The sequence below is a fragment of the Peribacillus suis genome (assembly GCF_059384845.1).
Genome location: NZ_CM182019.1, coordinates 1,928,949 through 1,955,946, shown reverse-complemented (window position 1 = coordinate 1,955,946; position 26,998 = coordinate 1,928,949). Strand labels below are relative to the sequence as shown.

General features: G+C 31.0%; 15 protein-coding genes. 4 read left to right on the top strand and 11 right to left on the bottom strand.

Going from position 1 to position 26,998, the window contains the following annotated elements; translation table 11 throughout:
* Window positions 1-319 precede the first annotated feature (319 nt).
* Together AC503W_RS09525 and bcaP are read right to left on the bottom strand one after the other, a co-directional pair.
* On the bottom strand, window positions 320-1,615 hold the full coding sequence (locus AC503W_RS09525) for a protoglobin domain-containing protein (RefSeq protein WP_427651241.1): 1,296 nt from the start codon (window positions 1,613-1,615) through the stop codon (window positions 320-322).
* 175 nt (window positions 1,616-1,790) lie between these two features.
* Entirely contained in the window at window positions 1,791-3,185 is a 1,395-nt protein-coding gene (gene bcaP / locus AC503W_RS09520) for a branched-chain amino acid transporter BcaP (RefSeq protein WP_402989426.1), read from the bottom strand.
* A 457-nt stretch (window positions 3,186-3,642) separates the two neighbouring features.
* On the opposite strand from bcaP, the gene AC503W_RS09515 reads away from it, so the two are divergent.
* Window positions 3,643-4,716 carry a DUF3900 domain-containing protein gene (locus tag AC503W_RS09515; protein WP_403080131.1) on the top strand — a complete coding sequence of 358 codons (1,074 nt, stop codon included), beginning with the start codon at window positions 3,643-3,645 and terminating at the stop codon, window positions 4,714-4,716.
* A gap of 599 nt (window positions 4,717-5,315) precedes the next feature.
* On the opposite strand, the gene AC503W_RS09510 is transcribed toward AC503W_RS09515, so the two are convergent.
* The 3 genes from AC503W_RS09510 to AC503W_RS09500 form a co-directional block, all read right to left on the bottom strand.
* Complete coding sequence (locus tag AC503W_RS09510) at window positions 5,316-6,335, bottom strand: hypothetical protein (protein WP_494917040.1); 1,020 nt, start codon at window positions 6,333-6,335, stop codon at window positions 5,316-5,318.
* A gap of 712 nt (window positions 6,336-7,047) precedes the next feature.
* On the bottom strand, window positions 7,048-11,037 hold the full coding sequence (locus tag AC503W_RS09505; protein ID WP_494917038.1) for a DUF7149 domain-containing protein: 3,990 nt from the start codon (window positions 11,035-11,037) through the stop codon (window positions 7,048-7,050).
* 437 nt (window positions 11,038-11,474) lie between these two features.
* Window positions 11,475-12,476, bottom strand: coding sequence for a PD-(D/E)XK nuclease family protein (locus AC503W_RS09500; RefSeq protein WP_494917035.1), 1,002 nt, complete (start codon window positions 12,474-12,476; stop codon window positions 11,475-11,477).
* A gap of 733 nt (window positions 12,477-13,209) precedes the next feature.
* Between AC503W_RS09500 and AC503W_RS09495 the strand changes: the two genes are divergently transcribed.
* Window positions 13,210-15,300 (top strand): DUF262 domain-containing protein, encoded by a 2,091-nt coding sequence (locus tag AC503W_RS09495; RefSeq protein WP_494917032.1) that lies wholly within the window; start codon window positions 13,210-13,212, stop codon window positions 15,298-15,300.
* A 48-nt stretch (window positions 15,301-15,348) separates the two neighbouring features.
* On the opposite strand, the gene AC503W_RS09490 is transcribed toward AC503W_RS09495, so the two are convergent.
* The 6 genes from AC503W_RS09490 to AC503W_RS09465 form a co-directional block, all read right to left on the bottom strand.
* Window positions 15,349-16,140 carry a hypothetical protein gene (locus AC503W_RS09490; RefSeq protein WP_494917030.1) on the bottom strand — a complete coding sequence of 264 codons (792 nt, stop codon included), beginning with the start codon at window positions 16,138-16,140 and terminating at the stop codon, window positions 15,349-15,351.
* A gap of 716 nt (window positions 16,141-16,856) precedes the next feature.
* Window positions 16,857-18,332, bottom strand: a complete 1,476-nt coding sequence (locus AC503W_RS09485; protein WP_494917028.1) for a TOTE conflict system archaeo-eukaryotic primase domain-containing protein — start codon at window positions 18,330-18,332, stop codon at window positions 16,857-16,859.
* A gap of 176 nt (window positions 18,333-18,508) precedes the next feature.
* Window positions 18,509-19,303: a hypothetical protein gene (locus tag AC503W_RS09480; RefSeq protein WP_494917026.1), complete on the bottom strand. Its 795-nt coding sequence runs from the start codon at window positions 19,301-19,303 to the stop codon at window positions 18,509-18,511.
* Between the two features lie 660 nt (window positions 19,304-19,963).
* Complete coding sequence (locus AC503W_RS09475) at window positions 19,964-20,914, bottom strand: tyrosine-type recombinase/integrase (protein ID WP_494917024.1); 951 nt, start codon at window positions 20,912-20,914, stop codon at window positions 19,964-19,966.
* 462 nt (window positions 20,915-21,376) lie between these two features.
* Complete coding sequence (locus AC503W_RS09470; protein ID WP_494917022.1) at window positions 21,377-24,010, bottom strand: DEAD/DEAH box helicase; 2,634 nt, start codon at window positions 24,008-24,010, stop codon at window positions 21,377-21,379.
* A 5-nt stretch (window positions 24,011-24,015) separates the two neighbouring features.
* The gene (locus AC503W_RS09465) at window positions 24,016-24,921 is read right to left on the bottom strand and encodes a HamA C-terminal domain-containing protein (RefSeq protein ID WP_494917020.1); all 906 of its coding nucleotides are present in this window, start codon (window positions 24,919-24,921) and stop codon (window positions 24,016-24,018) included.
* A gap of 296 nt (window positions 24,922-25,217) precedes the next feature.
* Between AC503W_RS09465 and AC503W_RS09460 the strand changes: the two genes are divergently transcribed.
* Window positions 25,218-25,490 (top strand): hypothetical protein, encoded by a 273-nt coding sequence (locus tag AC503W_RS09460; protein WP_494917018.1) that lies wholly within the window; start codon window positions 25,218-25,220, stop codon window positions 25,488-25,490.
* A gap of 345 nt (window positions 25,491-25,835) precedes the next feature.
* A complete protein-coding gene (locus AC503W_RS09455; protein ID WP_494917016.1) occupies window positions 25,836-26,966 on the top strand; it encodes a site-specific integrase in 1,131 nt (376 codons plus the stop codon).
* The last annotated feature ends 32 nt before the right edge of the window (window positions 26,967-26,998 follow it).

Genomic DNA, 26,998 nt, shown 5'->3' with positions numbered 1-26,998 from the left:
CAAAACCGTCAGGCCACATCCCGACGTTTAGCTAAAAGCATGTTCTACGGCTTACACAAATTAGCTCATCGCTTTATTAATATAACATTAATCTGAAATTATTACAAGTTAATGTTTGAGACTTTTCTATTCTTAATTTAGTCCCCTTACTAGGTAGCACCTATACTCACTCATTCCCAAAAAAAGAAGGAATTAAGAATACTTTTCTAAAAAAGCGTTTTAGAGGGGTATACATTTCATGATTCACTCCCTCCCTTTTACACGCTATTGGTCAAAAAGGAATGAATCTAGCAGATTCCGTATCTTTTCTATCATGATCTTATAAATTCATTGTCATTGTTGTTAATTCCTCAGAGGATACCGCCACTTGATCGAACGCTTTACTGATTCCATCGAATATTTCGTTAAGCTCGTTCATTTCTTTGGCGACTTTAATGTTTTGCTCTTTGACAGACAGCATGGCCTCCGCAATATCAGTAAAAAATAATCCAGTTTCCTTTCCTTGTTGCGTACCTTGAATAATTTCATCACTCACGACAGCAATGGATGTATTCATCACATTTGTAAAGTCCCCTATTCCGTTTACCAATTTTGCCACTTCAGTAACGGACTTTTTCGTGTTTTCCGATAGCTTTCTAACCTCACCAGCCACCACCGCAAAGCCTTTACCATGTTCACCTGCTCTAGCTGCCTCAATTGCTGCATTCAAAGCTAAAAGATTCGTCTGTTCTGCGATTGAAGTAATGATTGATACAATTCTTTCAATTTCCTTGGATGTATTGGATAGCTGCTCCATATCCTTTGAGATAATAATTATTTGCTCTTGGGTTTTAACCATCCTTTTTTCGAGCCCCTTTAAAAGTTCAACCCCTTCTTTGGATTGCTCTTCTGTCCTGATGGCGGTATCGGATCCCTTTTGGGTAACAACTTGGATATCCATTACTTTATCCGCCATTAATTGAGTGGCGGAACTAGTCTGTTGACTGATGGCAGACAATTCTTCTGCATTCCGATTGACTTGTTGTTTAATCATTTCCTTATCACCCTGGATTTGTTGGCGAATTCTCTCATTTTCAAGATCATATGCTTCTAGAACGATTTGTTGTTCTAAATTCATGATTTTTGTGACAGCCAAAATCGTGTCCTGGTATAGTTCTATGTCCTTGATATGAGTCATCACTTGGAGAATGATTGACTGAAGCAAATCCTGAAATGCACTCAGATACCATTTTGGCTGCAAGCCAATCCTTACATGGACATGTGCAATGATATAACGCTGTTTAATATATTCATCATCGATACAACCACTAAACATTTCAAACATATGATGGTGTAACGTCGTCTTCAACCGATCAACAGAACTGTGCTTATTAATCACCTGCATTAAAGAGGGTTCCTTTTCTAAGTTTCTGTAGAAATTGTCTACAATTTTAATAATATGTTCCTTCACATTGTCCTGTAATGAACGAATAACACAGAGATCCTTTGTAGTTAAATGAATCATGTCTATTTGGGTTAACACACCTGAATGGTTTTTAATTTGTATACCAACTTGATCCTTATACTTCATATAATCAATATCATTGGTAAGGTTATTTTTCCATATGATTTTCATTAAGACTTGCCTCCGGATATCTGCTTTCGATTTATGATAGTAAGTCATATTCTATGTTAATATTAAGCTATTTTGATGAAAATTTCCTCATTTTTGAACATATTTTCACATTACTTTAGGACTATTTTTGGTATTGCCCTAAAAAAAAAACACTCCGTAAGAGTGTTTTTACGATTTATTGATTCAGATTGGAGTGTTTTCGTGAATATACAAAGTACACGATAATACCGAGGACCATCCAAATCAAGAAACGAATCCATGTATGGCTCCCTAATTGGAACATCAGAAACACACAGAAAACGATTGCTAATCCTGGTACGAGAGGCACCCATGGGCAATAAAAAGCACGTTTCAAATCTGGTTTGATTTTTCGTAATACGATGACTGCAGCGGATATCATAGTAAACGCCGTTAGTGTTCCTATATTGACCAACTCAGCTAAATCACTCAATGGAATAAATGCACCAAGCAACGCGGCAATGATTCCGAACATCCAAGTAACGGCATAGGGTGTTTTATATTTCTTGTGCAGTTTAGATAATGGCTTCGGCATTAAACCGTCACGAGACATCGCAAACATGATACGGGATTGTCCAAATAACATAACCAGGATGACCGTCGTCATTCCAATAAAGGCTCCAACATCAATGAATCCTGCAATCCAATTTTGTCCTACAACTTGTAAAACCAAAGAAATTGGATGATCCAACGCAGTTCCGAATTGTGCATACGGTACCACACCAGTCATGATTAAACTAACAACCATATATAAAGCAACACAGATGATCAATGAACCAATGATTCCTCGGGGTAAGTTTTTTCCGGGATTTTTCGTTTCTTCAGCTGCGGAAGCTACTGCATCGAATCCGATAAACGCAAAGAACATCAATGCGGCAGTTGAAAACACACCACTTATTCCAAATGGCATAAATGGTTGCCAATTCTCTGGCTTCACATAGAAAATAGATGAAATGATGAACAATGCTACAACAATCAATTTAATGATGACCATGATGTTATTCACTCGTTTGGTTTCTTTGGTACCTCGGGAAATTAATAACGTGATTGCTATGACGATTAAAAATGCCGGAAGGTTCATATACGTTGTGGTGCCTTCAATAGAACCAGGTGCTGCAGTAATCCCTTCTGGTAAGTTAATCCCGATTCCATGTAAGAACGATTGGAAATAACCAGACCAACCGGCGGATACCGCGCTAACTGCCAAGAGATATTCAAGAATTAGGTCCCACCCGATAATCCAAGCAGCGAATTCACCAAGTGTTGCGTAAGCATAAGTGTAAGTCGAACCCGAAACTGGAACGGAGGATGCAAATTCAGCATATGAAAGAGCGGCAAATAAACAAGCTAGACCTGCAATGACAAATGAAAGGGATAGTGCAGGCCCGGCGTGGACCGCTCCAGTACCCGTCAATACAAAAATGCCTGTCCCAATAATGGCGCCTATACCTAGCATCGTTAAATCCCAAGCACCTAGCTCCCTCTTCAAACCATTGTTATTGGAACCTGTGTTCAATAAGTCCTCGATGGACTTCTTTCTAAAAATGTTCATCTTTTCTCCTCCATAAAAAATAAAAAACATTCAATAAGTAAATAATAGAATGGCTAAAAATATTGTTTAGTTAAGATAAATTTCGACAAAACTCAACAAATCCTGAATTATCAGACTTTCAAATTATACGCATTACCCTTTTACCCGTCAATGGTTTTATTATTGTAATAGTATAATTTTTAAAGAATACTATCCTTATTTTCATTAAAGCTTACAAGATTTATATACACTATTAATATACTCACAAAATATTAGACATTTGATATTTCTTAATTATAAGGTAACTTTCACTAGTAATATGTATATAAATTTACTTCATTACAGGGCTCACCTTCGGAGCATAATGTCCTAATACCATGTTCAAGGTGACTAGATTAATATTGACGGATGAGACTGGCATCTCTATACTTATTAAGTCTTAAAAGAGGAAATATATATAATGGAGTAGGTGACTTTCATGGATTTTGCGATTACCTATCTGTCTTTTTATTTAATACAAGTCGAAGGAAAAGGCGATCAGGCGGACAAACGTTTTAAACACTTTCAAACACTTGATACCCAGGAATATGAAGATAGTCCTTTAAAGGATTTTCTAGATGGTGAATTGATGAAAATCTCCAAACGAAAAGTGGACCGTCATCCTAAAACTGAACAAATTCCGACGAAAATCGGTTCATTTATAGTAGAAGAAGGTCATGCGCTCGACTCAAACCCAAATTACAATGCATTCAATCGAGTCCGATATGCACGATCAAAAGAAGAGTTTCAAAAGGAAAATGAACTTTTTGCCCAATCTTATATAGATACAAGTGCTGTACGTGGCGGGGTTTTCCTTATTGCTTCGGCTAAGTTGACGCAATATCTTGATGAACCTTTCATCTTTCTATTGAAATGTGATTTCGAGCCAAAAGTCGCTTCCATTTCCGACGAACGAACATTAATTCGACATGTGGAAATGGCCATTACCACAAAAAATATGAAATCGATTCAGTACCCCTTCATGCCCGAAGAAGGAATTGTCGAAGAAGGTGAACTGAAAATCCACCAGGCTTCACATGCCCGCTACTTCGAGGATTTCCTTAAGTTCGTAGAATATGGGGAATCCATGCCAGAAATTATGAAAAACCAGGTCATCCATATGGTCCATGAACATGTATCTGCACAATTCGAAGAAAACAGCGACGAACTGCAGAAATTCGAGCAAGACCTCGAAATCTGGGAATCAAGTGAAAAACGGGAAATCCAGGAACGCTTAGAAACCCACCAGGTCGTCGAAGCAACTGCCCAAATCGTCGAACATACACCAGAAGCCGAACTGCGCATGAAGCTTGGTAGTACCTCCGTTAAAGGACTTCTAGCCGATTTCGGGGAAAGCATTCATTTAGGCAAGATTAATGGGAAGTATGTATTAATGATAGAAGCCGACACGATTCAGTTCGATAAAGGCGTTTCACCGATTGAATTCCATAGGCCAGATGATTTAATGGAGATTGTGGAGCGGATTAGTAAGAAGAGTGTTGGAGAGTATTGAGGTGAATTTGCTAATTAGTGACCAATAATGTGACCGCTCGAAAGTGTAAAAAGATACTGATAATATAGGGTTTATTACCCTTTTAGTGACCGCATTAGTGACCAAAAAGTTATACTCTTTAGTTTGTGTAGGTTTCCTTTATTTCACAAATTTTACCACAAAAAAAGTCAGTGACATTGAAAATCACTGGCTTGGTCTTAAATATATATATATTTTCTCTATGTTGTTTATTCTCCAACTTGGTTTTTGAATGATTTCAAATTAAAAAAGTACAATATCAGATTAACTCCATAAAAAAATACAATTAACAAAAAAAGGAAACACTTGTATTAAAGGGTTTCCTTTTAATATTTATCAGGGAACACGATTTTGAGTCGTGCCGATTCCTAAATGTTCATAAACCCTTATTATATCAATGTTTTGAAACATAGTAATCAATGTGAAATATGTTGTTGTCCATACGATTATTAAATACCTTTAATTAAGATAATATCCCAATAAATAAATTTGTCAATTGTTAAAGTACAACTCTTTAAAACAAAAGACACCCTATCTAGAGTGCCTACAATTTTTTTAAAATTTGAATACTATCATTGTAATTATTTTTCTTGTGCATACATTGACCCTGCTATTTTAAACTCTTCAAATGCCTTATTATACGAGTCTAAACCTATATAAAATAATTCTCCATTATTATAATTCGATTCATAAAAACTATTAAAATGAGCATAAGCACCAATTAGGTGTGCAGACCCTTCATTAAAATGAATGTTTGTTTCTTTATATTTCTCTATTTGAGAATAATCTTGCATATTTTTAATATACAGTCTAGTTTCATTTAAACTCGTAAGCAGTTTAGGAAAACTCTCTTCATCTGTATCATTTTCCTCTTTTAACATTGCTGATATAATTGGACTTATTAGTTCTTGGTTTTTATTCAAAAGAGCATCAAAATTTTCCATATCCATTTCAAAATCTTTTGCTAATTCTTCCTGTTTCTTCTTTGCCTCCGCTTCTACTCTAGCTTCTGCTTCTGCCTTCTTCTTAGCTTCCGCTATCTTCTTTGCTTCTACTTCTGCCTTCTTCTTAGCTTCCGCTATCTTCTTTGCTTCTACTTCTGCCTTCTTCTTTGCCTCCGCTATCTTCTTTGCTTCTACTTCTGCCTTCTTCTTTGCCTCCGCTTCTACTCTAGCTTCTGCTTCTGCCTTCTTCTTAGCTTCTTGATTTGACTCTTCCTTCTGAGAAGAAGTTGAGGCTGTTTGAGTTGCAGTATTATCATCAAATGCCATTGTAAGAATAAAACTCACAATAGTTACTGCAAAAACTATTCCCGATACTTTAAACATTTTCTTTGCCTTTCCATTTTTCATAAAAAGAAAAAGTATTGCAATGACTAATAAAGCTAACATAGAAAGAAACGCTGAAATAAAAGTAGTATACCAAAAGTCCAATGCCATTGTAAAAATAAAACTGACAATAGCTACCGCAAAAACAATTCCCGATGCTAAGAACATTCTCTTTGCTTTTCCATTTTTCACAAAATGAAAAACAAAACCAATAATAAGTAGAATCAGAGTAGAAAGAAAAGAAAAAATAGAAATTATATCCCAAAAGCTCATAATAGCCCCCTTATATCTTTTTGTTATGCCTTTTACAAGTATCGTAAACAATTTATCCTAAAACAAAAATCATATATCAATAATTCTTTTTAGAGAAGCTCAAACCCTCCTTTTGTCAAAAAAATCCATTATAAAATCTATCTTTTGAAAACATATCGGTTCTTTGATTAGCAAGATGACAACATCACCCTGCAAGCAAGAAACATTTTCACACGCTATAATCATGTCTATTGACCTGTTTTTCAATTTCACACGTAATAAAATATTTAACATGTTGCGAGAGCTTAATACACATATGCTTAGTTTTTAATTAATAAAAATGCCTTTCATCCCACTTACCTTGCTAAATAATATTTTCAATCACAGTTTAACGGTAATAAAGTAAAGTCTTAAAACCCTTGATACGACTAAATTTCCTTTTGCACCTGTTCATTACCGTTAAATCTATCGGTAATGAAACATTCATCAAGAGCTTTTTTGTTAAATTATAAGTTGTATTTTTCCCAATAGAAAAAAACGTCCCCTTGCTAGTAGAGAACGTTCAATTTTTTATTTATACACTATTTAGATTTGTGAGGAGATACCTTCCCTTTCAACCATTGTTTTTCAAATTAGCATATCGTGCTTGTGCTTTAGTCTTGTTTTTATACCATTTTTAAATATCTCAAATAACATTAATTTAATAAATTTATTTGGAAATGAGATTTTGTAATTATTCATGCATAATTAATTTTATCTCATCTTCATCCAAATTATAGAAAGAATAAATTATTAAATTAAGGTCATCTTCTAGTTTTATTATTTGATTTCTAAGTTCATTGACTTTTTGTTTATTTTTATTTATATAATCCTCCCAATCATTTCTCTCAGAAAGAGGTATATCATTTCCCGTAATTCTTTCTATTTCCTTGCTTAATTTAGCAAAATCCATTTCTCCCCATTTTTTAAAGCTTCTTTTATTCTCTTTTCCATTTCCTATATCAGTCATGATTCTGCTAACCACTCTATTGGTTATGCTTATCAATTCCGTATGCAAGTGTGTCAATTCTTTGGAGATGTTAATTATTAATTTCTTTGTTTCTTCATTAACTAAAGGAATTGGAAGAGGTTCAATAAATTGTTTATTCGCTTCATAATAACCATTATTTTTAGGTTTTGCTGTTTTTTGAAAATAGTAATTTAAGACTGATGAATTTAATACTCCAAGCAAAAACCAAAGTGTTTCTAAATCATCATCATCAACTAAAACGCCATTAACCCTTACGTTGTCAAGATAATATGTACCTTGATAATCAAAAAACAATTTAAGGTTTTGAACTGTTTGTGCTACACAAAGTTTTGGTCTGTGTTGCTTATCCAGATTTTTAGGATAATTATAACCCCACCATATTTCATCCTTATCCATTTTCCTATCTTCTCTCGCCCTTAGGAAAACCTCGTGTTCTTTTAAATATTTCCATGCATTAGGGTATTCACTTTCCATTGTATGTCTATCAATTAATGTAGGATAATTATTACCAATACTTTGATAAGGGCATAATAAGAAAGTCGAAGTGGTTGGTTGAGTAAATCTCTTAACCTCGTCACCTGATATTAAGGAGCGAATCAGTTGTTCTTCTATTTCTACTACTGAATTAGATGCTTTGGAAAAATAATAATTATCTTTCACTCTTTCTAAGTGATAAATGTTGTTTGCACTTGTTTGAATACCTACAACTATTTTGTCTATTACACTCCCCAAAGAACTACTAATAGCATTAACCTTTTTCTGAATACTTTCACCTTTAGACGAAGTCATTTTCCAAGATTTTTCTTCCAATTTTGTATAATCATTAGGATTTAACTTTAAGTCCCAGATATCACCCTTTGGAGCTTCAGCATACAAAATGTAATCATTCTTTTTCTTACTTAGGAACTGTAATGCTGTATATGTAGTCGCATCCTTAAACACCTGAAAACTTTTAAAATCAATAAATTTAAACAAATATCTGTTAGTTTGAAAAAGCTCTTTAAGCTTATTTCCATATTCTGTATATATCCAAACACTTGGAGCAATAAATGAAAGAACTCCCTCTGGTTTTAATATTTCCCATCCTTTTTCAAAGAAAGGAATGTACATATCGAAATTACCAGTAGTTGTTTTATAAGTATTAAAAATATGTTCGGCTACATTAGAATTTTGTTTCTTAATGTCTTGATATTTTATATATGGAGGATTTCCAATAACTATATCAAAACCCTTGAAATTCCCTTTATTATCTAATACCTCAGGAAATTCAAAACGCCATTCAAAAGCATTTTCATAAATCTTATTACTTTTTATTTCAGATATTTTTTGTTCTAGTTGTTTTATTTTTTGTTTAATATTTTTAACTTTGTTATTTTCGAGTAATTTTTCCTCTTTTGTTTTTTCAAATAAACCAAGTTGATTATTTATAAAATTCAGTTCTCGCCTTAATTCAATTAACTTTTCAGTATCATTAAATGCAATTTGACTTTCAAAGTTATTTTTAATATCTACGATTAAATTTTCCATTTTCCTTTTTTCTTGTTTACTTTCAGCATTTCGATAATTGTTTACTGCATTAATGTACTCTTTAACATTAAATTTACTTTTCTTTGTAATTTTACCTAAGGTAGTATCTAGCGAATATCTACTCACTAATGAATTTCCGCACTTAATATTAATATCAATATTTGGTAAGGTTTCTAATTCATTATTTGGTCTATAATAAGCGTTTTTAAGTAATTCAATCCAGAGACGAAGCCTGCAAATATTAACAGAATTTGGATTTATATCTACACCAAAGAGACAATTTTCTATAATTTTTTTCTTTTCAATAAATAAAGTTTGTTGTACCCTTTGACTTTCTTTATTCTTTGGGTTATAAGTAAATAATTTACCATCTTCATCTGTAACAATTAAATCATCATTCACCACTTCCACGTGATAGTCTCGCAATGTTCGTCCTTCTTGGTCTAATAAAATTTTCAGTTCGCTTTTTATGGCTAATATTTCGTTTAATGCAGATACCAAAAAATGCCCCGACCCAACAGCTGGGTCACATATTTTTATATTATTAATAATATTGTTAGCTTCCTGCTTATCTTCAATCATATTGTATAGTTGATTGAAATCTTCACATTTCCAACCTTTTAATTCATTGAACTTCTGAATTACCATTTTCCTTATAGCTTCTTTAGACATAAACATGGTTATATATCCGGGTGTAAAAAAAGAACCTTCTTTATAACCATTGATTTTTTCAAATATTAATCCTAAAACAGAAGCATTAATTAGAGTTTTATTCTCCTCTTGAACTTCCTCTTTTGTATCCGAACTGAAATCATATGAATTTAAAAATTCAAACAAGTATTCCAAAGTATTAATGTTTTTTCTTCTCTTCTTACCGTTATTATCTTTTAAAACTGTAGATGAAAAAACTGGTATCTCTAATGTTCTTAATTGACCTATGAAGAGACATGAATGTTCAAGTTTCGAAGGCTCAAATAATGAACTATTGAGATAAGGAACATTTGGAAAGAGGTTCTTCATATCATCACTGCGTTCTATTTCCTTCCTAGCTAAGACACTGAAAAACAGGTTATTTAAATCCTCAAAACTCTTTACCTTAGTGTAATTTAAAAAAAGAAATGATTTTTCGCCATTATGATAGTTAATTAATTGTCCTTCTAATAACTTAAGAAACAAAATCCTATTTATCCATGTAATTACTAATTCTAATGAAACATTGAAAATACGTTCTTCGAAATCTTTACCAAATCGGGATGGTCTTTCTAGTCTTGAAATTTTATCTAAGTCTTCAAGTTGGGATATAGCATTTTCAATAAGTGAACCATTATTTCTTTTACTTTTTTGATTCCTCATTATTAATTTTTGAGAACCCTTTTTATATTCTGATAATCCAATAATGTGAAGTAATTCAGAATAAAAATTTTGGTTTAAATTATTACTATCATTTACAAAAGGTAATTTAAGTATATTTTCTGGCGATAGTAACTTGTACAACACAACAATTTTGCTATTTTCATTATTACTGTTTAACGATTTCTTATAGTCCAAAATACTAAAATGTGTATAAAGTATTCCTTCTTTAATAACTTTTTCAATTGCGGGTTCTGCGATATTCTTATAAAAAAAATCTGTAGTTTTCCCACTTAGTCGTCCTTCTTCAAAATCTTTAAATTCACTTACAAGTTTCTTATCATTGGCAAAAACTTTCTCAAATAAATTAGCATCAAAAATGAACCATTCATAAACATTGGTAACAATAAGTTGTTTTAATTCGATATTATTATTTGTTATACGCTCTCTAAGGTAGTATAGTAATAATTCTTGGAACGCTTTAACATTAATTTTATTTAATGAAATCATTTCTGATTTATTTAGTGGTTTTTTAACTTCTATGATAACTCCAACAGAACTTTTTGAACTATTTTCATTATGTATTACTAAGTCACTTCTGCCTTTAGTATTTATAAAATACTTATTACCATAATGACTATCTTTAAGAAACTGAGAAATTAAGTTTTTATGGAACTCCTCTGTTTCCTCTTCATTAATTAACTCAATCATTTGAGATAAATTCGACTTAAACATTTCAAGTTCATTTCTATTTATTTTCACTTTTAGAAATGCTTTATTCAATGATTTTCTGGGGCTTTGTTTATCTAGTGTCATTTTTCATTCCCTCTTTTAAATAAATAAAATTAAGTTAAATCCTATCCACTATTATACACATATAGATTTAATATTAATAAGTCAATCCCCTAAACTATTCTTTAAAAAGATGGTACAGCTTTATTTTAATAACAGAAAGTAAACTATTAGGATACAAGTTCTTTTCTTCTTCAATCAGCTGAAAACAGGAAAACGATAAAAGTAACAAAAAAGACACTCTCTGGAGTGTCCTTTTTAAGGATATTCCCTAAAAACATAATTTCACTGAATATATAAAAAAAAGTGTATTTTAATTTTATCATAATAAATGCACGTAAACATACTGTTAATAAACAGCATTTTCATAGATAAAAATCGAATTTTACACATTGAAAAACCTCATATGGAATGTGAGTGCCTTATGCAAGTTTATATATTTTTCTAAATTCCTTACATTATTAGATTAATTTTTCAATTCTTTCAAGTAGTGTTTCTCCACCAAATTTCTCTATTATCTTTCTTCCTAACCTCTCATTACTAGCTTTATCCACATCTTTAATAGTTATATTACTCTCTTCAATAATTTTCTTAAAAATTTGTCTTACTTGTTTGTTCTCTTTTATCTCCTCATATATTAAATCTAGCGTTGTTTTTTGTGATAATTTTATGCCCCCTCTTTTTAAGGCTGTTATTCTGTATTTTGTTTCACCTATTGATATTTCGGTTATAATATCATCATAGTTATGCACTTCATCATTTCCAACAATGTATGCTCCCATTCTTAGTAAAATATGTTTATTAAATGCACGCATTGTATGTTTCGTGTATTCATGAAACGGTCCATTTTTCCACTCATTACTTAAAGTTTGATTGAACATAGATACTATTGAATAACCATGCAGGGAGTTTTCAGGTCCATTTTTTATTTGTTTCTTCTCTGCCCATACTATCCTCTTCTTATAGAACTGTTCATGATATTCCTCAATCATTTCAAGAGAATTATATTGACTATTTAATGCTTGGTTCTCTTCATCGGGCGTTAGAAAGACCATGACAATTTTCGAACCTGTCCCATCCAACTTCTGCTTTACTCCTTCAAACTCCTCTTTAATCTGATTAATATCAGCAGATTCTTTTCTTACCTTGTTTTCAATGCAAATCCTAATCTCTTCCTTAAACTCAGCTTTTTCTTTACGTGAAAATAAGCTTACTTCTATATCAATCCAGCGTTCATTATCCTCGACTTCATATTTTTGTTCAAGTAGAACTTCAACTAATTCAATTCTTGGCATTACTTCTCTATAATCCTTTGGGCTAAGTACCTTCAACAAAAATTCATCTAAAAAGGCATATCCAAGCCCATGTGACTCTGTAGGGTCGAGAAAATATGCTAGTATAGAACTCAAGGTTTCTTCATTTATTTTACCTTTCCCCATAGTTAGTGCTTCAAATATATTCATATTATATCCCCCAAAAATTTCTATAATGATAGCTTATTTCATCTAAATTTTCGTCATCAACAAAATTAATCTCTGTTTCTAATATAGATTCAATTTGTGATTCAATATCATCCTTTAACTCATAAAAAATAACCCTACAATTTTATCATATATTACTTTAGTAGGGATTATAATGAAATCTGATTATTTTCTTCAGAAAATAGATAAAGACAATTCATCTATACTTAGCATTGTGGCTATACAGTTTATAAACACAAAATCTATTATTCATCGCTTATGCAACGTATGAAATCGTACGTTAAAACCCCTCTATTGACTTTATATTAACCCTTTTCACACGGTTTTAAGACTTAACAAATTGGGGATGTATAACACTTCTATGTGTAAAAACTCATCATTTAGATAGATAAAACCTCTCTTTTATCTATTTAAACATTTACATTACTTCCCAAAAACAATAATAATAATAATAATAATAAGTATTACCTCTTTAACGATTTCTCGAATAAAATTAGATTCATTTCACTGTTTAGAGTTTAATAAGCTTCGAACAAATGTCTTATAAAAAGGGTTGTTAGTGGATTATATCCGTTGTTTCCTTTCCAATGAAGTATTATTTCTATTATGGAACAACTCTAGGCCGTGTTATAATCCTCTTATGTTTCCTAGTAAAAAAAATTCAAACTATAAACCTGTAAAAAAATTATAATAATATTTATTCATGGAGGTACAGATGAAAGCCCAAGAAGAGTTTCTAATTAGGTTTCTAGATGGTGCTAATAAAAACTTTGTTATACCTGTATATCAAAGAAACTATGAATGGAAGAAAGAACAATGTGAACAGTTGTACAACGATTTAATTTCTATTGTAAATGATGACTACAGAACACATTTTCTTGGTTCTGTTGTACATTTATATAACCAATACGGACGCTCTACTAATACTGAATTTCTTATTATAGACGGTCAGCAAAGGTTGACTACTGTAACTTTGTTATTGCTTGCAATACATAACGTGATTATTCAAGAGAGCGTCCATTTCGAGTCTCCTAACTTAGCCGAAAAGATTATGGAAGTTTATCTTATTAATAAGTGGTCTAATGAGAAAGAAAAAAAGATTAGATTAAAACCTATTAAGGATGACCAACAAGCTTTCATAAAACTTTTTGATTCATCTTTACAAGTAATTGAGGACTCCAATATTACTGAAAATTATCGCTACTTTTATAATAGAATATTGAAACAAGAAATCACAATTGATAATCTGTTTAGAGCAATTGAACATCTAATGATTGTTGAGATTGAATTACAACCAAATGATGACCCTCAATTAATTTTTGAGAGCTTGAACTCAACAGGTCTAGATTTGACAGAAGCTGATAAAGTTCGAAATTTTATACTTATGAAGAAGGCAATTTCACAACAAGAATTTCTATACAATAAATATTGGAATAATATAGAAAAAAATACGAATTATGATGTTAGTTCATTCATTAGACACTATTTAACATTAAAAGAACGTAAAATCCCTAATATTAATAAATTGTTTAAGGAATTTAAGAGATATGTATCAGTAAAGAACATTGATTTAGTAGAACTACTAAGTGAGTTGCTAACATTTTCGAAATATTACAATTATATAATTAATGCAAATTCCTCGAATGAAAAGTTTAACCTAGTTATGAGAAGGCTTAATAACTTAGAAAACTACACAGTCTATCCATTCTTGCTCGAATTGTATGATGATTTTTCAAGTGGACTTATAAATGAAGAGGAACTTGTGGTTGTTTTAGGTAATATTGAGAGTTATGTCTTTAGACGTCTAATTTGTAGTATACCAACCAATACGCTCAATAAGACATTTATGTCACTAGGAAGAGAAATTAAACGCTTTGATGATTATACAAAAAACTATTTCTCTATATTTCAGTACCTCTTAATAAAAAAAGAGGGCAATCAAAGGTTTCCAAATGATGTAGAATTTAAAGAAGCATTTAAAAATAGAGATGTTTATAATTTTAAGGCTAAAAACAAGACCTATCTGTTTGAGAGATTAGAAAATTATGGACACAAAGAAAAGGTTAAAGTTGAGGAACTTATTTCTGAAAACACAATTAACATCGAACACATTATGCCTAGAAAACTCACTCCTCAATGGATTGATGAGTTAGGTATACATTATCAAGAAATTCACGATAAATATCTTCATACTATAGGTAACCTAACACTAACAGCATATAATTCTTCATTGAGTAATCGAACGTTTAAGGAAAAAAAGGAAATGAATAATGGATTCGATGACAGCAAGCTAATGTTAAATAAATACCTAAGAACCATTAATTCTTGGGGAGAAAAAGAAATTCTTAATCGAGCCGAAAATCTAAGTATTATTGCTGAAGAGATATGGGAATATCCTAATATAAAATACGAAAGAAAAATTGATAACGAGTTAATTTATCCTATTATAGATGAATTTAAAGATTTTACAGGTGAAAAGATTGAAGCATATCTCTTAGGAGATAAGAAATTTGAAGTGGATTCTTGGAGAGATTTTTCTGTAAGTATTATAAATGTACTGAATGACCACGATTCAGTCAAAATGAGAAAAATTATTCAATCACGTTCACAGTATAATAACCTATTAACAAATAATATTAGTTTTAATCAAATTGACCTAAGAAAACCTATAGAGATTTTTCATGGAGCTTATATAGAGGGGAACACTAATACAAAAACCCTTTTACAAATCTTAAAACAATTAATAGAAGTTTTCGATTATCAAGAAGAAGAAATCTTTATTGTATTAAAATCAGAAAGAAAATAATAAATAGTTAGTAAAGCACTTGTATCTAACAAGTGCTTTATTTGAATATTAAATATTTATTGTATCAATAAAATCCTGTATATACTTAGAAACACGACAGCGGTCATTGTCATTTCCGAATTGTCCGTAATGGTCACTAGAAATTCGTTGACTAGTTCCAAATAATAATATCTTTCGACCATCTACTTTTTCAATCAACCCTCGAAACACTTCACATTTTTTAGTAGATTCATTTATAGGAATACTCAAATCCTGTAAAAACGTTACTTTTGCCTGCAGAAGAAATTGTTCACTTTTGAACATTTTTTTTAATTCTCTATAAATACCTGCTCCATTAATAATAATTCCTTCTACCTGGCCATCAAAAATTTGCTCCATTAAAAATGGCAGACAATTAGAAACATATCTCTTTTTTGATTCATTTTCTAATTGACTCCATTTTGTAGTAGTTGCACATTTACAAATATCTACATTGGTTGTATTTGATTGGTTTTTACCGATACCGAAGGATAGTTCTCCATACTTATTAGATACTAGCTTATTTAAAAAACTTTCCGCTACATCAAACCATTTCTTGTAATAATCTCGACCAAAGTACGTTCCCTGTTCATTTAATGTTTGTTGAATTTCCATATCACTCATTTTGTCTCTATACATTCCTTTAGGCAAACTACTCAGTGGAGGAGGAGTTTTAGAATACTCATTATATGAGGGATTAAGACTAAGCATTAAAAAAGGTGCTTTAGCATTTCCAAATGCTACTATGGGTAACATCCTCTCAGAATAACCTTCAAGATTTCTGCATTTTGTACAAGTAATTATAGCTTTGTAATCCAGCATATTTCATACTCCCTGTCATAGAAAAATGTAATTTGAGATACAATTAATAAATAGGATAACTAAGTCGGTCGGTTTATTACTGATACTTTTTGTACAAGCTTTTATATCTATTGAAAAAACATATCTCGTTTGATATTTTTTAGCAGGTCCACTTACATAAGTAACTGGATAATTTCTTTTAAAAAAATCTAATATCTCCTGCTTTTTATCTTCAATTAGGCTATCACTCAATTTTTAATCTTTCATTATATTATCCTCCTTGTGTATAATAAGCTTAATTTCGACAGACCAACCCTGCTCATAATAGAAAACTGCTTGATAATATCTTTTTTTACATAGATTGTACGTTTTTACCTATAATAGGTTATTTAATATATATGGTTGCGTACGCAATGATATATATTAAATAGAAGCACTAGTGCAATATTACCAAGCAATAACACCAATGATTCTAGAAGAAACTCATATGAAATATATAGTGAAATGACCTTAAACCAATAGTAACTTCCCTATCGTGAAGAGTAGTAAGTACCTGGAAATATGCCCTCTCATTTATGTAGTATATGCTTGTGTAATCCTTGATTAGCATTACGTTTAACCCATACGAGGTTTTGTGTTTTATTTAATCTTATACTTAAAGCTAATCAAAGATTCCACTTGTACGTTTTTACCTATAATAGATTATTAATATATATGGTTGCGTAAGCAATGACATATTAACTAATTTGCTTTACAACACTCTCATATTGTCTTCTAGGTAGTATTCTCTGTAAAGTCTCCCTATCGAAGAAGTGTAGGATACAAGAATTAAATGAATCTGAATAGTTTAAACCACTGTATACTACCTTGAAAGAAGAATCTTCTATATCACTCGCAATATTCATTTTATAAATGTTAGGTTTTTTCTCCTTCTTAATAACCTTTCCATTCTCATCTCGTACTTGACGATTACGTTCAATGATTTCAACAATTCCATGTTCCTCTAGTTTATTAATCAAATTTCTTGGAGTTTTCTCCGTTAAACCGCTTGCTTCGCTCATTTGCCTATATACCATATAAAAATGACCGTTCTTCCTAGCATACCTTTTACTATGAAGGAGTAAGCAATAAGCTAATAACTTTTCATTTTTACTTTTTAATTTTATTATTTGTTTCATTTCTTTGTATGTGACAAATAAATCCTTATCTTCTATGGTTAAGCTAACTTCGTTTTCATATATGTACTTGACAATTAACTGAATGTCTTTAATACAATCTACCCAACTAGTTGTATAACACCTAGAATCTTGTTCGCCCATCCATTCAACCAATTCATTGTAACATTCTTCCTCCGTATAGCATTGATAACGAAAATATTTTGCTAATTTAAAAATTGAATTATGCCTCATACCTGTAAATGTTAACCCTGTATGTAACAATTTTTCGATTGCTTCAATTGTTTCCTGTTCATCTATATTTTCCTTATATATTTTCAACGGTGTATACTTACTTTCAATGAATCCTCTTACTTCTTCTACCTCTATTACTTCTTTTTCCTCAAAAGCATCCACTTCCCGCTCTAATATGTTAAAAATAATCCCAACATCTATTTGTTTAACCTTTAGAATATACCGCTTATTTCGAATAGGCTTTAAACCCTTGTGATAATCTACATACCAACAACGTCGTTTGCGATTTTTAAAGTTAATGCCTAACGGCAGCTTTACTCCTTGTTTCATTGCGTTAGGTCTGTATTCTACCTCTCCATAATCAATACTAGACAACTCCGATTTATTCATGGTCAAAAGATACAACTCATAAGCCGATTCATTATTTATTGGACTATTAAAATATAATTCCACATGATAACCTTTATTGCCACTTGTAGAAATATGTATATATTCTTCATGTATGCCTAGTTCCTTTAGTGCATTAACTAATCTATAAACAGTCCACTTAGCTTTAATTTGGTCTTTGACATCTACATCAAAACATATAAACTTTGTTTGATTAGCGGAAGAAAAAACACCTAATGTTGCTTTTCCATCTAAATGCCTTTGAACTACATAATCAGTTAGTTGATATACCTTTGCATTTTTATAACTGTTAAAATTATGGTAATTACCCTCTTTATCTAAAATTAAATACTGATACCTTGCCATAATAAACAGCTCGTTTATTTTTTTTATTATTTCCTCTTCTTTATTAATCACGATGTTCCTCTTTTCTCTTAAAAAGATTAAAGAGGTAGTTCCATGATGTAACTATTGAATTATGTTATGTATTTCGTTCTTACTATACTCGTGTTTTTTTCAAAGTTTATGTTTAGGAAAACCCCTTCAACTTTCAGTTAATTTTACTCATTCTTAATTAAGTTACAGTATTATTTTCATCCTGTAATTGCTTGGCTTTCATCAAACCAGATACCAAAACTATTAAAGCTAGATTGCTTACTACTTACTATGTATTCCTTTCCAGTAACATAATCTACAAGTATTTTTTGCTTAGTATAAACTGCTTTATAAAGTGGAGAATCCTGTTCTCTTAATGCTCCATTAACAGTTTGTAGAAGAATTGAATATCCATTACCTATGCTATGTATCTTCCCACTATCCTTAAAGAGATTTATAATATTGTATCCAGGAATCTTCAATTCTTTCATAACATCTTTCGTAGATTCGTAATCTGTTATTCTTACAACCTTTAAATCCTTTATAAATATCACTTTGCACTTTATAGAATTAGCTTTGAATGAATTTTCTCCATGAGATAATACTTGTATATTCTCCATTGTATAGTGACCTCCTTTTTCAACATTTGATTCTATACGGTCAATTGTTGGTCGTGAGTTTGATAATCTCCCACCTTCATTGTATATCTTGCTTAGTTCTGCCCATTTACTCCAAAACTCTATATTATTCATTAAGGCTTCCTTCATTTTTATAGGCTTTTCCCAGTCACACTTAACTCCTTTATATGCTTCTTTTTTATCACTTCTCACTCTCTCTAATACCCTTATACAGGACCTATGTAATAAATACTCTGCAAATTCAACGTCACTTAGATTTTCAATTTTCTCCTTATCCTTTTTACTTCTGCATTTTTTGCACACCCTTCCTTGATGGTAATATTCGTCTTCACTAACATAATGATTGCACTCTTTACAAAAATACTCTTCACTCATTAAAATTCCTCCTAAAAATATTTTTCTTCTTTTTTCAAATCTGTTGACAAAAGACCTTGTTTTCATTTATAATTGAATTAAGGTGGGATATCTATACACATAAGAAAATAGAAGGGTTATATATTATAATACCATTTATTCCAACTAATGTCAACTACATATCTTAAATATAGGTAAAAAATATAAAATGAGAGTTTTGATATTACTAAACAATAGTTCCTAGCAAATATCTAAAATAGTATTGAACTTCAATGCATACTTCTGTTACTGTTTTTCGTTTGGTTTTTGAGCGGATATAAGAGATTATACTTATCTGCCCGCTCAAAATCCTTTTTTAATTAGAATCATATATAGTAAAAGCCCTTCCACATTAGGAGGGGCTTTAGTATTTCATATTTAAAATTGTAATCAAGGAAAGTGCGTTGGAATGGAGTTCACAGGCTAGAGAACAAAACTTTTAATTTGCTTATCTCATTACAAATAGCACTTCGAGTGTGGGAGTGGAAGTGCTACTCATTGAATCAGAAAACGAAACCATTGTTTTGGTGATAAGCACCCCCCCCATCAAGAAACACACCCATTTTATAGTAGGTGTGTTTCTTTGCATCTTAATGTTGGAAAATAATTCTTTTCAACTTTCTTTTGTAGAAAGGGGAATCCTTAAACTCTTCGTCCTCTCTTCTTTCTTGGACTTTCTGAATACTTGGCCAATATACTATGCTTTTCATATCCATTTTTCAAATCCTCAGAGTACAAATTAACATAGTTTAATGTAACATCCAATGTAGAGTGACCAAGCAATCGTTGAAGTTTAAAGGCATCTCCACCGCTCGTTACATAATGTTTTGCAAAAGTATGTCTAAAAGCATGTATGGATGTTTTAATAACTCCTCTACGTTTATTATAACGAGCAATAGCATGTTGCATAGAGTTCCTTGTCATCTGTTCTCCTAATTCATTGATAAATAGAAAATCATCCTTTTTGAATCTGTACATCCGAAGATATTCAGTTAATATTTTAATGATGTACTCACTGAGTGGATTGAATTGAGCCTTTCTGTTCTTTGTCGTTGTCAGAACCACCATACCATTTTCCAAATCAAGGTCTTCTACTTTTAAACTAAGAATAGTGTTTAACCTGTTTCCTGTTTCCAATAGGTAATTTACTAACACCCAATTTCTATGCTCTACAAAGCCACATTCTCTTATTTCAGGCTTCTTAATCAATTTCATTATCTCTTCTTCTGTATAAGGTTCTTTTTGTTCTTTATCTGCTTTAATAAGACTAATATCAAATTGACTAAGAAATCCCTCTTTCATAGCAAAATAAAGAAATGCTCTTGTAGCCCTCATATAGGTGTTAATCGTTGTTGCCTTTAGTTCCCTTTTCTTTAAAAACAAAATAAATCTATCAACAATCTTTTTTTCGATTTTGCCTACATTGCTAATACCTATTCCCTCTAAATAGCGAAGAAAATGAATTAGGTTTTGCTCATAGAAACGAATCGTCATTTCTGATAAGTTCTTCACCTTATTTTCTAACTGAAAATCGTCATATAACTCTTTAACCGATTTCTCATATTTTCCTCTTTGTAATCGAATCTTAGCCATTTACAATAACACTCCCTTTAAGATATTTAAATTCTTAAAGGCATTTAATAATCGAAGTTGTTGTCCACACGATTCGTAACCCACTTTAGTCCTTTAAACAACAAAAAAGCCAATACTCTGATTGCTCAAAGCATTGACTTAATTGGGTTTTCGACCATTTGATACCGGTGGCCGGGGTCGAACCGGCACTCCGTGAGGAACACGATTTTGAGTCGTGCTTGGACGTCTGAACCCTTGTCCATTGGTATTATGCTAGTTATCAACAATTTCTTAAAATCGTGTTATACGACCTGTCAATTTATGTTCCTATTTTAGTTTTTTTGAAATTAATAGCAAGAAAAACACTATTAGTAAAGAGATTCTCTTAAGTTTTACATGGTACTTGTTTTACATCAGTTGTAAGAGTGGAAGTGCTAAAAGGATGACACATCAAACAAACATTAAATATGGTGAAAAGTACCCCTATTTTAGAAAACCTAATTCACTTAAATATTTTAAATAAAGTGGTTTCAAATTAATGTTTCGACCATTGTCCTCTACCCATTTCAGGACATCTTTCTCATGAAAGTTCTTATCTTTTTTAAATTCATTAAATAACTTTAAAGCTACACTCCTATTTATACCCGAAGATATTAATTCAATGACTTTAGGCTCAGTAGTTCCTAGTTCAAGCATAATGGGAAGTGATAAAGTAAATGAATATTTTTCTTTTTCCTTTTCCGTCATAATATACTCTAAAACATCAGTTAAAACCTTAATATACTTTACTAATAAAAATGTAACAATCTTTGTATGTATATTTATTACTTCATTAATCCTTTGATTAACTTTACTATCATCATTAATATCTATCTTCTTAACAATATTTGAATAGAAGTTTAAATCATCATCAATAATTTCTTTAAGACTCCTATTTTGTAACCATCTATAACCAAAATAGGCCATACTCCTAATTGATAATGAAATATTATTTTTAAAATAAGCTTCATTTTTTATCTCAAAAATCCCCTCAAGTTTTTCTAAGATTAAGGCTAATTGCCAATAAAAGCTTAGTTTATTAAATGGATAATTATCTATATTTTCTTTTTTAATTCTTTTATAAAAGTTTTGATTAAATGTTATTGTCCAGTTCTCTATACCTTCTTTTTTTATAGCTTTGAATAGTTTATCCTGTAAATTCGGGTCTATTGTAGGATTACGATTTAGAATATCACTTGGTAATTCAATATTCTGCAATTTCATACTTAATCCATTTGTAATAGCTCTAACAGTTAAGGGATTGGTTATATTTTTCCCTTCCAAATAACTCATAAATTCTTTTTTATCTCGTAAGAACTTTTGTTTCAAAAGTGTTATAGTATAATAATTAGTGTTCGTTTTCTTTAGCTTTTCTGCATTCAAGTCATAAATAAAAGATTCAATTGAACTTAAAGCTCTATTTGTAGCAGGTATAACCTCCTTTTGAAAACTATCATCATTAAAATACCCCTTTGCTAACAATTCTTCTTGATGATTTCTAGTAATATAAAAGATATTACCAACAAGTGAGTCTTTTATCCTTCCTGCTCTACCTATTAGATTCCAAAATTCGAAGTTGGTTAATTGCTCACTTCGTTTTCTTGGGGAAATGATAAACAAATTATTTGCAGGAAGATTCACACCTTGTAGCAAGGTTGAGGTACAGTAAATATAAGAAATATCACCATTGACAAATAAATATTCAATTTCCTTTCTTACAATATCGGGTAGTTTACTGTGATGAAATGCAATTCCAAATTTCAAACAATTTATCAAAGAATATTTAGGATGTATCTCATCCTCTAAAAAATCAATTAAATAATCTATATTCTTATTAGAAGAAATATTATTATAATTAATCAACTCGAGAGCCCATTTTTCAGCAAAATCTGCTCTAGGTGAATATATAATACTTTGCCCCTCGTTCCCTAAAATCTTCACAATTTTTGATGACAAATTCGCCATTCCTAATTTAAATTCATTTTTTAGATTGAGGTTTACATGAATATCAGTTTTTATATCTTTTGAATGGTTGGAAAAAGATTTTGTAGTTAATGATAGAACATTCTCATTGAAACCTTGGTTGATAAGAGTCTTTATTTGAAAAACAGGAGCTAACGTTGTCTCCACACATTCACTCTCCTTGTCGAAAAGTTCATAGAATAAAGAACTGTTATCTTTTATATAAGGACCTGCCGACACGTACTTTGACTGAGACCATTTTTTAGATATTTCGTATAATACACTTTCTAATAGAACACCCCTTCCCTGTTCATCTTCTACATTCTGTATCTCATCAACAAATACTAAGTTTGGATAAAACGAGTTATTGTCATTAACTTCTAGTAGCTTTAGACAACGTTCAGGTGTAAGAATGTATATATTTTTTTGCTTACTAATTAACTCCTCTTTCTCTATATATGCAGTTTTTATATTTACGTCTTGATTTAAACTTACACGAAAACCATCAAAAACCTGATTAATTAATGCCTTTGAAGGAACTATGTACAAAACATTGTATTTATTTAACTCCTTAAATTTCTTCTTTATATAACTTTGTATTATAAACGATTTTCCACTTGATGTAGGAGCGGATATTGCCAAGTTTTTTTCTAATTTTAGGGAATCCCATAACTCCTTTTGGAAATCTGTAGATAATATTTCTTGCTCTCCAATAATTATTGAATTTGAATGTCTTTTATAGCCAAGCTCTATATCTAAAAAGGTATTAAAGCTATACTTGAATTTTTCAGTATCATCTTGAAATATTTCTTTTAAAAACCTTGTTGCTACTAGATTTCCTACTCTAGAGAAAATAATATAGCTTATTTGATTTATATCAATATCCTCTTTATTTAATATGAATAATAAAGATGCAAATACTTGTGCTTTTTCCTTATGCTCTTTAATAGGACTATCTGCTAACATTGTAGCAATCCAAGAAGCCTTTTTTATATCCTCCATATCTATTTCTACATCTCTTTTTTTATAAAGGATAGAAAAGTATTTCTTAATCAACAAATCCAGGCATTTATTTAAAGTAATGTGATTATAGGCTTGATTATACATATTAGACATTAATTTCAATCCTTCTTCTTTGGAAAGTTTACTCCATGTATTTGATAATAAAGTTCATTTCTAAATTTCTCTACATCATTTACTGGTATTATGAAAAAATCTAATATCACCTTTTGTAAATGAGGCCAATTATAAAGTTTGTCATCTATAACATTAAAATGTTCTTTTCCACGTTTTAAAAAGTAATCTTTAATTAGTTGCTCTGCTTCTTCCTGACAGATTGCTTGTTGCTCAATAGAATTTATCCGATTGGTATTATACATAATAAAAATTGGATGAACTAATGTATTTTTAGAAAATTCTTGTGTACCAGGTGTTAGTGAGTTATATAATTTATCAATATCAAGTTCATTATCATCAGCCAAATGATTTTTAGCTACCATAAATTCCGCTGTATTAAACTGACCAGATGTGAGCTTATCATGAAATCTGTTTAATGACTCAAAGGCATCATCAATTGCAGTTGAGAATCCTGTCATAATTTTAGACTCTCCAATTAGACAGGCAGAGACAAATTTACCTGATTCATATTCATAATTCCCCAGAAAAATCCCATCTCCTCCTTTTACTTGGTCTTTAAAATTAGACAATGACCGTTGTTTATATGCTATCATTGAGCATTTTAAAATACTTTCAACCAACATATATAAAAATAATTCACCGTATTTCCCGTCTGTGCTTGGGTCTTTTTCTCCAAAATACTTGATTGCATTTAATAAAGCCTTTCTTTCACCCATAGTTTGTATTTTTTGGGAACTATACAAAAATTCAGGGATTTTTTCTGCCATATATTCTACCAAGCCTGTATATTGATACAAATTACCAGAAAATTTCATGCTATATCCTCTTACTTTAATCTTTACCTTTTTATGTACATCATGTTCTACTAAAAAGTTATTGACCCAATCCATTTAAGCATCACCAATCTCTTAATTTAGTTCGATAGTAATATTTTCAAAATAATTTTTTAACGCCTCTCTGTATTAAATTAACATTTATTTACTTTAATTACAGCATTAATTTCCACTTAAATTCAACAAAATAAAAAATTTTCTAATAATTTTATATTAATACAAACACTTAAATTACAATTTTCCCGGCATATTTTTGAATGTCCCATGTCAAACCAAATTTCTAGAGTCGTCTAATTCTTCATCTGTTAAAATAGAGAGAATTAGCATCGATATTTAAAAGGAGGAAAAAAGTAATGTGTACAGTCTGTAATATTAAAAACTATACAACAATTGGTTCAGTGGTAAAGATTACAAAAAGGTGTCAAACTAGAACGTCAAATGATAAAGGCAAACATTTAGCCTTAAAACAGTCACTTGTTTACGTAGCAGAAATTGCAACTAGAGGAGAAGGTTTTTATGGTCATGTAATTGACACTAATGAAAATAAACTCAAAAAAACTAAAGCTCACTTTAGGGATTGTGAGTTTGAATTAACTAATTACAAATGGAGTAATAAACTTATATAATGTTCTCAAATCTAGTTGTCCAATATAATTTAAAAGTTCTCCTATTCATAAAAGTCCTTGCAAATAGAAGGACTTCTTTGACTAGGAAGGGTCAAGAAAAGGAGCATAACAGGCCAGAGAACAATACTCTAATAGCCTAATTACAAATTGCACTTCGAGTGTGGGGGTGGAAGTGCTACTCATTGAATATGAAAACGAAATCCAAGTTTTGGTGAAAAGCATCCCCCTATCACGGAATTGGTCTTTAAACATCAGAAATTACCTACGTGTTGCTTAAATATGGTAAAATAAAACTAAGGAAACCTTCACAGACAATGAGTAACTTCCAAGGAGGTTGTTCTTACTGTGACAGGAAGTATCAATAAAAATAAACAAACAGGAAAATGGGATTTCATATTTAATAGTGGTATAGACCCCATGACTGGCAAACGAAAACAAATTAGAAGAAGAGGTTTTGAATCTAAACGCAATGCTTTAGAAGAAATGACAAAGCTAAGAGCAGAAGTATTAGAAAACGAGTTTCATGACCTGACAAAAATGACTTATGAAAGCTATATGGAGGATTGGTTTCAGGAAAGGAAGAATACACTACAAAAGACTACTTTTGAAATTCATTCTATCTATTATCGAAATTTCATAAAACCAAAACTTGGTCAGTTAAAGGTACAGCAGATTGCTCCAATACAAATTCAAAAGTTTATCAATGAATTAGTAAACGAAACGAGCTATTCAGAACACACTATCCATCTAATTTTCCGAATCGTTAGTACTTCATTAAAGAAAGCAAAAGTTTTGAAACTAATTAAGCATAACCCTGCTGATGGAATCACTCTTCTAAAGATTAAGAAAAGAGAAATGAGTATTTGGTCGCTCAAACAAGTCAATCAATTCATCAGCGAATCTATTAATATTAATAGATTGACTCGCTGTTACATCGGATTTCTAATTTCAATCTTTACAGGAATGAGACAAGGAGAGATTTTAGGACTACGTTGGAAAGATGTCGATTTTGATACACAAACAATATTTGTTCGTCAAACATTAACACAAAATGCTGAAATAAAATCTGGTGCAAAGAATGAAGCAAGCGTCCGTTCCATTCACATCCCCAGTAAATTAGTGGACGAGTTAAGGACACACAGAAAACAAATCTGGGAGGAAAAGCTATTACTTGGCTCAAACTATCGTGACCTTGACCTAATTATCTGCACGAAAAGCGGAAATCCCATGATACCAAGAAATTTCCGCAAGGAGTTCTATAATTTAACTGAAAAGATAGGACTACCAAAAATTCGGTTTCATGACCTTAGACATACACATGCTACAATCTTGATTCAACAAAATGTAAATGTAAAGCTTATTTCAGAACGATTAGGTCATGCAGATATTGAAACAACGCTCAATACTTATAGTCATGCCCTGCCCGATATGCAGAAATCAGTCTCGGATAAGCTGGACAAAATTATAGGAATGTGACCTAATTAGTGACCACTACACATTTACAGTGC